The organism is Crenobacter caeni, assembly GCF_010435965.1.
GTDB lineage: Bacteria > Pseudomonadota > Gammaproteobacteria > Burkholderiales > Chromobacteriaceae > Craterilacuibacter > Craterilacuibacter caeni.
This window is the reverse complement of the sequence record NZ_JAAGAA010000019.1, coordinates 21,957-31,745: the sequence shown is the minus strand read 5'-3', so window position 1 is coordinate 31,745 and position 9,789 is coordinate 21,957. Positions and strand designations below refer to the sequence as shown.

The window sequence follows — 9,789 nt, the reverse complement described above, 5'->3', positions numbered from 1 at the left end:
TCAGGAGCGGCTCACATCATGGATCGGGCATAGCTGCCCATCAGGAATCCGGATAGATTAGAGCAAGCCTTCCCTGTCATTGTTCATCACGATTCTGTCCTTGCAAAGTTCAGGCTGACCATAGATTCTTTTGTCTCGCCAAAAGAAATGGCCGAAAGAAAAGGCGACCCGAAGCCGCTGCGAAACCCCGCGGCGAAGCCGGCCGCCAAGGCGCCGCCTAACTCGCGGCTCGCTACCGCGAACCGCTCGGACAAGAGGCGGCTTAAAACCTTGTCGGCCAGCTTCACCACGGCTTGCGGCTACGGGGCTGGGGTGGCTCCCCATATGTGTGGTATTCAGGTCTTGTCGAGTTGGTTAGCTATCCAGTCCCGGGCGATTGCAAACGCGTTTTTGAACAAATCCGGACGCTTCTTCTGCCACGCCTTCATGGCCTGGATCGGTGTCCAGTGTTGCAGGGCGAGCTGCGGCAGATGCTGGTTGTAGAGCAGCACATAGCGCTCCAGCGTGGTCGAGAGATCCTGGCCCGATTCGAAACGGTGTGTGTCCAGCACCTCGCTGATCCGGCCGTTGAAATGCTCGACCATCCCGTTCGTCTGCGGCGTACGTTGTTTGGTCTGCCGGTGTTCGATCTCCAGCGCTGCATATAGCCAGTCGAATTCATGCTCGCCGCTGGCCTGCTTCTGGCGGTTGAACAGGCGGCCGATTTTTGCGGCTTGATCGGCACGAAGACTCAGCGGGTGGCCGTCAGGGATGCGACACTTAAGAGCCGCTAACAAAACTTGTCGATAAATCGCAGGTAGATCCAGGAGCAGGCCAACTTGAGCAAGGCGTAATGGGTATCAAGTCGTCGTTCGAAACGGATGCGCAGTTTGCCGAAGCCAGCAAGCCACGCATGGGTACGTTCAACTACCCAACGATGCCGGCCCAGTTTCTCGCTGCTTTCGACGCCACGGCGGGCAATGCGCGCCAGAATCCCACGGCGCTTGAGATGTTCGCGGCAACGACGGAAGTCGTAGCCTTTGTCAGCGTGTAACTTGTGTGGCCGTTTCCGGGATCGGCCGGAATGGTATCGACCAAGGTCTCGAATGCCATCGAGTCGTGACGGTTGGCGCCGGTGATGCTCAGAGCCAGCGGCACACCGCGTCGGTCGACGATGATGTGTCGTTTGCTACCTAGCTTTCCCCGGTCTGTGGGATTGGGGCCGGTTTCTTGGCCCCCCGGGGGCTGGCGACGCTTGCCCCATCAATACTGGCTCGGCTCCAGTCGATCTCGTCGCATTGGCGCAACTGGGTCAATAACGCCAAGTGCAGACGATCCCAAACACCTTGAGCCTGCCAGTCGCGTAGACGCCGCCAGCAGGTCATGCCATTACCGAAGCCCAGTTCTTGTGGAAGATCCTCCCACGGGATTCCCGTGGTGAGGACGAACAGGATGCCGTTCAGTGCCGCCCGGTCGTCCAGCCGAGGACGACCGCCCTTGCGTGAACGGGGCACGACCGGCAGCAGTGGCTGCAATGATTTCCAAAGCTTCTGGCTGACCATACTTCGCTTCATGCCAACCAGATGGGGGCTCGCTCCCGTGGCATCAAGATGGTTTTGTTAGCGGCTCTAAGCCACTAGAGGATTCTGACGATGGATAGAGTCTCCGCTTCGAAAAGAAGCGAGATCATGCGTAAAGTCTGCCAGAAGGACACCTCCGCTGAGTTGGCGGTACGAAAACTGCTTTTTGCGCTTGGCTATCGATACAGGCTACATGACCGTAGGTTGCCAGGTACTCCGGACGTCGTCTTCCCTGGTAGAAAAAAGATCATATTCGTACATGGCTGCTTCTGGCACGGACACGAAAACTGTCCTAAGGCACGGCTTCCCAAGAGCAATATCGAATATTGGTCGACAAAGGTCGCCAAAAATATTCTTCGAGATACCCAGGTACAGGAAGAGCTTCGCCAACAAGGGTGGGGCGTATTAATCGTCTGGCAATGCCAGATCAAGGCCCAAGAGGAACTTCAAGGAAGGTTAATCGCATTCCTGAGCTAACTTCGGCAGCACAACGGCCACCAGCTGTTCTACAGACTGCGCGCAACCCCATACCTTAGAGTACAAAACCAACGACAATGTGTTAGATTGATGCCATTCGGGCCAACCATCGACCGCAATGTGAATGTCAAACTCACGAACAGGGACCTCGGCTGAAGACCACAATGTGCTCTTGCCCGATGATCGAAGCCCAGAACAAGATCCCGACGTCCAGCGAGCGCGCGAATGGCTGCAAGCCGATGCTGATCGGGCTCAACGGGCATTGAAACGCGTTGAGATTGAAAGGGTTGCCCACTCACTCAAACTGAACGCTCAAAAAGCTGCCGCCTTATTCGACCTACTAGAATTCGATGGCATTGTCGAAACAGAGGAAGACCCGGGCGAAATCGAGGACGATGCCCACAAGGAAGGCAACCATTTCTCGTTGGCCGATGCAGAGGCCGCATTGGCTCGCGGCTCGTTGAGTTCGGCATTCCACTTACCCCTTCTCACAGCCCAAGAAGAACGCGAACTTGGCCGCAAGATTGCTCTCGGCCGCGAAGCAAGCGTATCCAAGAACCAGGCCTCATTACAACGCATTGTTAAAGAGGCAGAGCAAGCGCATTCTCGGCTCGCTATCTCCAACCTTCGCCTTGTAGTGAGCATTGCGCGTGTTTTTGCACTCTACAGCGGGGAACCCCTAGAAGATCTTTTCCAAGATGGCATGATTGGTCTTCTGCGAGCTTGCGACAAATTCGATCCAGAGCTCGGTACAAAATTTTCTACTTATGCAGTCTGGTGGATTCGTCAAGCAATCACTCGTGCAATCGCCGACAAAGGCCGCACCATCCGCCTTCCCTATCACGCTTACTCCGACCTCATCCGCTACATTCGCGCAGTGCGCTTACTGCGCCATGAAAATGGCGATATCTCGCCTTCAATTTTTAAAATTGCAGACGAATTGGCATGGGATGTCGTGAAAACTCAGTTCATCGGACAGCTTCTGGTGTTAGAGCCAGTATCTCTTGATCAACCGATGGGTGAGGAGGACGAACGGCTAGGCGATTTGTTGATCGCACCAGACTCACCGGAAAAAGACGCTTGCATCAAAGAACGCCGGGAGATCGTCTTTACCTTATTGGAAAAGCTCGACAATCGAACGGCCTACGTCATTCGAAAGCGGTTCGGGCTGGACGATGGGGGAAGCGGGGTCACATTGGAATCGCTCGGAGCCGAGTTTAACGTCACGCGTGAGCGCATCCGACAGATCGAATCCGATGGGCTCAAACGGTTAGCTAAAAAAGCAAATATTGCAGGATTCAAAAAGGACGAACTGGATGATTGATGAACAAATGAATGCCTTAACTGGTGGGCAAGCACGAATCCGGTTCCGAGACTGGCTGCTTCAGCGTACGGTAGTTGCGGGCCGAGGGGATGAATCCGATGAGTCGAGTGTGGCACCCGCAAATAGGTTTTGGTTAGGACGAATCCAACCAGAGAACGCCATTCTTTCGTCTAACACTGACGAGCGTGGGGAACGCCTAGAACCATGTGCAATTGGGGTCCACTTCCGTACGCCAACCGCTGCCGAATATAGATTCACCGCAGTGGTTTCAATGTGTGTTTGGATCAAGGCCAAAGATGGTAATTGGCATAAACGGCGTCTTCCAAAGATATCAGTTCCTGTAGCTATCGATACGAAGAAATCTATCGGCCAATTTGGAAAACAGCTGCTAGCTGATGCGTTATGCAATGAAGCAGATATTACAAAATTCGGAGCCCGTATCGACGTTGAAGTGATCGAAGTCGAAGATGAGTCTGAAGTTGTCGAATTACAGGTTTCCTTAGTCAACGATGGCGATCTATCTGACAAAGGAGATGATTTCGATACGAGGCTATACGAGTGTGTTCTCGAGGTTCGAGACATTGAAATCGAGCCGTTTATTCTGGAAAAGCTTCCAGAGGCTTATCGATATGACAGAGGGGTGCCTGCATATGGCATCAACTGTGGTGTCGATCTCGTGGAGAATGCATTACGGACCAATGATATCGTTGTTGTAGACACTTGGCGGCCGAAATTCTGGGGAGCAGAAACGGAACCGCCGAACCTAACGTTTACCTATTTGACCGATGCCGCAGTCGATGCGGGCTTAGATTTAGTGCGATCTCTTCGCGAATGGGGAGATCAGCATTGGAGCGAAAAGGAATTAAGCAGAAGAGAAAAGACTGAAGAGTGGTCCGATGAGATGCGTCATCAAGCGGATCTTGATGCTCTGAGTTTTTGGCAAGAAGTCGAACGTATTGCCCACGGTGTTGAACTGCTCTATAACGATCCAATTTTGGCAAGATCGTTTGCTTGCATGCACAGAGCGATGGCTTCTGTTGGCAAGTCACGCGGGTATAGCGGATGGCGACCTTTTCAATTCGGCTTCTTGCTCGCCAACTTGTCATCGGTAGTGGGAGAAGCCGGCGATACCGATATATGCGACGTTGTATGGTTTGCCACCGGTGGGGGTAAGACCGAAACTTACCTTGGCTTGTTGGTTACTGCAGTGTTCTACGACCGATTGACGGGAAAGACATCAGGGATAACAGCCTGGAGTCGATTCCCTTTGCGCATGCTTTCCCTACAGCAAACGCAACGTTTTGCCGATGCTTTGGCCGCAGCCGAACTGATACGACGTGAAGAACAAATTGGCGGCGATCCTATTTCGCTCGGCTTTTTTATCGGGTCTGGGGCTACTCCTAATAAGATCTATTTAGATCCCAAAGATCATCCCAATGCCAACGACGAAACGATGCCAATGAAGTATCGGGTCCTGGATTACTGCCCCTTCTGTGGTAATAGGGATCTAAAAATGGCATTCCATAGAAGTTCATGGACACTCGAGCATCGATGTGGGGCGGAAGGCTGTTCATGGCCCGAGCGCGCGTTACCGCTCTACGTGGTCGACGAAGAAATATACCGATTCTTGCCGACGGTGTTGGTCGGAACGCTGGACAAAGCGGCATTGATCGGCATGCAACAAGCAATGAGAGGACTTGTAGGCGCACCTTGGGGGAAATGTTCCCGCCCCGGCCATGGGTTTGTTTATGCACCCCGCACCGGTAGAAAATCTGGATGTTTGCTACCTGACTGTGAAGCGAACGTTGAGCCATTGGGGATGGATCATAAGCGTTTCGCCCCGCGTTTTAGATTGCAAGATGAGCTTCATCTACTTCGCGATAGCTTAGGAGCTGTAGATTCGCATTACGAAAGCCTATACGACGATTTGACAATGACATTGGGCGGCACGCGGCCCAAGATCTTAGCTTCGTCGGCGACGCTACGAGGGTACGAAAAGCAGATCGACGAACTCTACCGAAGAAAAGCAAGACTTTTCCCGACACCAGGCCCGAAACCGGGTATCGGTTTCTGGTCAGCAAAATCTGTAGAGCCGATGCGTCGTTTTGTCGGTATCGCCCCTAGAGGACTAACCCTCGAATGGGTCAACGACAGCATCGTTCGAGAGTTGCAAATCTGTATTCGCGAGCTCATCGAAGACCCACAGACCGTATGCACCACCCTCGGTATTGACCCAAATTTTGCAAATCGTTTAATTCTCGACTACGGAACGCAGGTGGTTTATGGCAATTCGCTACGCGATATCGAAGCAGTTTATCGTTCTGGAGAAATGCAACCCCAGATTGCCGACCATCAGGTCAACTGGGAAACCCTGACAGGAAAAACTAATTTCAACGATGTGGCCGAGATTTTGCAAAGGTTGCAGAGCCCAGAAGACGAATTTTATGATCGAATCCACGCCATCACTGCATCGTCCATGATGTCCCATGGGGTCGATGTGGACCGCCTGAATGCCATGATTATGCTTGGCCTTCCCCTCGGTGCAGCTGAATTTATTCAGGCTACCGCTCGTGTGGGGAGGCGCTTTCCTGGACTTGTCTTTGTCGTACATAAGATTGCGCGTGAGCGAGATGCGACGGTCTACCGAATGTTCCGGGAATTCGTAACTCAAGCTGATCGATTCGTTGAGCCGGTCCCTATTACGCGCCGTAGTCGTAGAGTCCTCGATCGCACGATTGCCGGTTTGGCATTAGCACGGATCCTCATGTTGCACGAACCGAATTCTGGAAAGCCGCTGACTACGATTCCTAAGCTACGTGAGTGGGCACTTAATTCGAGCCTAAACTGGGTTGACGAGTGTGAGACTACGATTCGAGCGCTAGGCTTCAATACAGCGCTCGATGAAGGGCTACGTTCGGATCTCCAGGCTTGGTATGAAGAATTCGCGGAACTTCTACATCAACCACCGTCTGGGGCGAAATTTCCTTCTGAAGCGTCCCCAACGGGCGGTCCAATGACATCGCTACGTGACGTCGATACCCAAATTCCGGTTCATGGGAGCAAAATTTGATGAAAGATACCCGCAGCGCATCCCAAATTATTTATGGATTTTTACCGGAACAGACTATCGACCTCAAAGGGGGTATTTGGAAAGTTCGCGAATGGCGAGCTCCTCGCCGGCTGAGTGAGGTTGATTCAGGAGCGCTCAAATCAGAAATTTTACGTCAGGCTCGAGGGTGGGAGACCGCTCAAACTGACTACTATCGTTTCTTGAACAAACTACGCACGGGTATCGCCGAGGTCGAACCCTACCAGATCGACGAGGCGAACGGCGTTCTGCTAGATGCCTTTCCCAAACAATGGATCTGTAAGGGATGCAATCTGGTTTATTTAACACCTGATGCCATCTGCCCATGCAATTCAAGAACTAAAGGTCAACTGCCATTCGTTGCCTATCACGACTGCGGAGAGATTCGCGAAGTTTCTATCGAACGTTGTCCAACTCATGGCGAGGTCAGATTAGAGTTTGCCAAGTCGGCGTCTATCGCCGATTTACGCTTCAAATGCCCCAAGTGCAATTGGTCCCGACAAGGATTGCCATTCATGAAGTGCTCCTGTGGGGCACCTATGAAGTTCAACGTACATAGGGCGGCTGTCGTATATACTCCCCGTTCAGTCGTCCTGGTAAATCCGCCTCTGTCAGAGGCTCGCCGTCGTTTGGAAAATGCCGGAGGTAGTGCGCGAGCTCTGACATGGTTCTTTGGTGGAATGAAGGAAAAATCTGCACTAGAAACAGCCGAAACGCAAAGTTCGTTAGCTAGCGATCTTTTGACCCGGGGGATGCCACCCGAAGTTGTTGAACGGGTAGTGGCTGCATCAGGTTTACCTGTGGGAGAAACGGCAATTCCAGAGCTACCGATCGATTTACGGGCGGAATGCGAATCACAGGCAATGAAGTTAGCCTTAGCAACCTTGGATTCTCGGTTACGAACGGAAGATCTTGCAGCAGCAATCGCGGCAGATCATGAGCTGAGTGTGCAGTATCGAGCCAAATATCCTGAGGCAATGCAAAGTGCAGGATTAGCGAGCATAGAATTGATCGAGCGTTTCCCAATATTTACTGGGCATTACGGGTATACGCGCGGCGACCATGATCCATCCAAGTCCACGCTTCGGCCATTTAGGCATCATGATAGAAGTCGCCGTAACGTTTTTCCGGTATATGGGGACCTTGCGCAGACCGAAGCACTATTGGTCAGATTGAACCCACAACGAGTGGCTGAATGGTTGAGGCTTAAGGGACACGATATCCACGCAGCGACTTCAACCGAGAGTACTTATGCCGCAATTCTTGTTGCTGCAGCCGATGCCGCGTCAGGAGAGTCAGTAAGGTCAGACATATTGCATTTGGTGCATTCCTATTCGCACCGTTTCATTCGTACCGTTGCCATTTACGCCGGTATTGATCGAAATGCCTTGTCAGAACTCGTATTGGATAGCATGTTATCGTTTGTTGTATACGCAGTACCCCGTGGCGATTTCGTGCTAGGTGGCTTACACGCAGTCTTTGAGCGCGAACTAGACACGCTCCTTGCGGAGGTCGTACACGGCGAACATCGCTGTCCTTTGGACCCAGGCTGTTCGAAAGGCAAATCGGCTTGCATGGCTTGCCTACACCTCGGTGAGCCCTCTTGCAGATTGTTTAACACGCATTTGTCTCGGAAAGCACTGTTCGGTGCAGGCGGCTATTTCTCGCTGCTGCCGAATCCGAGATCAGCGCGATCTGCTGCGGGGGCAAATACATAAAGGACGCTTCGAGCACGACTGAGAGCAACATACGCACTCTCGCGTATGTTCTCTCGGACCTTGTCAATTCCAGCCGTCGGATAGACCACAAGAATGACCTCGGCTTCAAGCCCTTTAAAGCGCTTGATGGTCTCCACCATAACGCCCTGTTCGCCATGCCGGCAAAATGGAGTCGAGCCCGCAGAAAGCAATCGAAGCTCTGTAGCAGTAGACGGTTTGTCAACTAGTACTGTGATTTCAGAAGGCTCAAAGCCTTCTTTCTCTATTAACTCCTGAGCCCAACGTTGTACTGTACTGAATCGTACAGTACGAAAGTCTGTAGAACTGAATACAGGCTCTGGTCCCGGTGCACCGACGGAGGGCTCGGCTAAGCCAACAACGCTAGCAACCCGTTTCGCAATCGGTAAACTATTTCGACAATTCTTTGTTATTTCGTACTGAGTCCATGAGGAGGGTGGCTCCCAAGGTCTGCGATATAGATCCTGCAACGGATCGGCAAATACATAGCACACACCATGTGTTGGGTCGCGCATGATAGAAAGCAACGATTCGATCCAATCCCATTCGAAATCTTGCGCCTCATCAACCAATACGGCATCCGGCGAAAAATCGCAGGCCTTTGCCGCATCGAGCAATATCAAAGGAGCTTCCTCGCTCCACCAACGCTCGTCCAACTCTTTCGGAATCGCAATCTTTGCTCTACGCGCCATCTCCATAACTAGAGAGTGAAAGCGTGACACCTTAACTAATCCGCAGTCTGAAAATTCGGCCTCTAAGTGCTTACCGAGCAATTCGTTGTAACAGACCAATAGAACTTGAAAACCATTTTCAGCGAGTCGTTTTGCTTTTTCAACGGCTAAAAGAGTCTTTCCTGTGCCAGCACCGCCTAGAATGGCTGCTCGACGATTTCTGGCGAGCCCGTCTAACGTTCCAATTTGTTCATGAGTCAAATGGATTAGCTCGTCCGACACGCGTCTAGCCCAAGTAGACAAAATGGGACGAATTGCTGTAGATGGAGCAAGCTTGGACTTGATTTCGTCGACATCTTTTGGGGTAAGTTTAGAGCTGTTTTTCCAATAAGTAGATATTGTCAAAAGAGAGCGCTCAATATCCCTTATCCCTGCAGCATCGACGACTATGGGGAGAGGACCAGCAGCCTCAAAACGACTATTTACATTGATGTCAGGAAAAACTACGCCGTGACAAATGCGAGCTTTTGCAGGAAACCATGGGAGCGCCTCTCTGAAATATGCGAGCAACGCATGTTTCGAGTCTGTTGCTTGCTGGAAAGGGTCTTTGATTTTGTGTCGCCCTTCACGGTTGTTCGTATACCAACAACCGTCGGTCAACTCTACGCCACCGCCTTTTGCCTCGAGAACAATCGCACCATGGGAAGGGTGCAGGATAACGAAATCACTCTCTCCATCACCTTGTCTACCGCCCCGAGGGCTTTGCCATGCAACCGAATGTAATACCATCCATTCGTCACTTAACCTCCCCAGTGCCTCGAGTATGACTTTCTCTGATTTTGGAGTTTTATCGGGATCTCCAAGCGAAAATATGCGAGCCATAAGCTATTCGGAAGAATGTTAGTGGAGGTGAAGTAAAGGAGGTTACAGGGAC

General features: G+C 51.8%; 7 protein-coding genes and 2 pseudogenes. 4 read left to right on the top strand and 5 right to left on the bottom strand.

Features of this window, described 5'->3' with window-relative positions:
• Window positions 1-86: 86 nt before the first annotated feature.
• The 4 genes and pseudogenes from GZH52_RS15960 to GZH52_RS17160 form a co-directional block, all read right to left on the bottom strand.
• Window positions 87-287: a hypothetical protein gene (locus GZH52_RS15960; RefSeq protein WP_163317933.1), complete on the bottom strand. Its 201-nt coding sequence runs from the start codon at window positions 285-287 to the stop codon at window positions 87-89.
• Between the two features lie 67 nt (window positions 288-354).
• Window positions 355-698, bottom strand: a pseudogene (locus GZH52_RS15955) (integrase core domain-containing protein); the annotation flags it as partial.
• A gap of 71 nt (window positions 699-769) precedes the next feature.
• Window positions 770-1,155, bottom strand: a pseudogene (locus GZH52_RS17165) (IS5 family transposase).
• Window positions 1,156-1,172: 17 nt separating this feature from the next.
• Window positions 1,173-1,541: a transposase gene (locus tag GZH52_RS17160; RefSeq protein ID WP_432417446.1), complete on the bottom strand. Its 369-nt coding sequence runs from the start codon at window positions 1,539-1,541 to the stop codon at window positions 1,173-1,175.
• A gap of 90 nt (window positions 1,542-1,631) precedes the next feature.
• Between GZH52_RS17160 and GZH52_RS15945 the strand changes: the two genes are divergently transcribed.
• The 4 genes from GZH52_RS15945 (at window position 1,632) to GZH52_RS15930 (ending at window position 8,166) form a co-directional block, all read left to right on the top strand.
• Complete coding sequence (locus tag GZH52_RS15945; RefSeq protein ID WP_163317932.1) at window positions 1,632-2,036, top strand: very short patch repair endonuclease; 405 nt, start codon at window positions 1,632-1,634, stop codon at window positions 2,034-2,036.
• Window positions 2,037-2,160: 124 nt separating this feature from the next.
• Window positions 2,161-3,360 carry a sigma-70 family RNA polymerase sigma factor gene (locus GZH52_RS15940; RefSeq protein WP_163317931.1) on the top strand — a complete coding sequence of 400 codons (1,200 nt, stop codon included), beginning with the start codon at window positions 2,161-2,163 and terminating at the stop codon, window positions 3,358-3,360.
• Window positions 3,353-6,430: a helicase-related protein gene (locus tag GZH52_RS15935; protein ID WP_203525810.1), complete on the top strand. Its 3,078-nt coding sequence runs from the start codon at window positions 3,353-3,355 to the stop codon at window positions 6,428-6,430. Before GZH52_RS15940 ends, GZH52_RS15935 begins: the two co-directional genes overlap by 8 nt.
• Window positions 6,430-8,166, top strand: coding sequence for a DUF8724 domain-containing protein (locus tag GZH52_RS15930; RefSeq protein ID WP_163317930.1), 1,737 nt, complete (start codon window positions 6,430-6,432; stop codon window positions 8,164-8,166). The genes GZH52_RS15935 and GZH52_RS15930 overlap by 1 nt, the downstream gene beginning before the upstream one ends.
• Here GZH52_RS15930 and GZH52_RS15925 read toward each other — a convergent pair.
• Window positions 8,106-9,737, bottom strand: a complete 1,632-nt coding sequence (locus GZH52_RS15925) for a nuclease-related domain-containing DEAD/DEAH box helicase (protein WP_163317929.1) — start codon at window positions 9,735-9,737, stop codon at window positions 8,106-8,108. The genes GZH52_RS15930 and GZH52_RS15925 overlap by 61 nt on opposite strands.
• Window positions 9,738-9,789: the final 52 nt, after the last annotated feature.

Excerpts from the sequence above, each read along its gene's own strand:
- GZH52_RS15935 (WP_203525810.1), top strand. The coding sequence starts at position 3,353 with ATGATTGATGAACAAATGAATGCCTTAACTGGTGGGCAAGCACGAATC.
- GZH52_RS15925 (WP_163317929.1), bottom strand. The coding sequence starts at position 9,737 with ATGGCTCGCATATTTTCGCTTGGAGATCCCGATAAAACTCCAAAATCA.
- GZH52_RS17160 (WP_432417446.1), bottom strand. The coding sequence starts at position 1,541 with ATGGTCAGCCAGAAGCTTTGGAAATCATTGCAGCCACTGCTGCCGGTC.
- GZH52_RS15945 (WP_163317932.1), top strand. The coding sequence starts at position 1,632 with ATGGATAGAGTCTCCGCTTCGAAAAGAAGCGAGATCATGCGTAAAGTC.
- GZH52_RS15930 (WP_163317930.1), top strand. The coding sequence starts at position 6,430 with ATGAAAGATACCCGCAGCGCATCCCAAATTATTTATGGATTTTTACCG.
- GZH52_RS15940 (WP_163317931.1), top strand. The coding sequence starts at position 2,161 with ATGTCAAACTCACGAACAGGGACCTCGGCTGAAGACCACAATGTGCTC.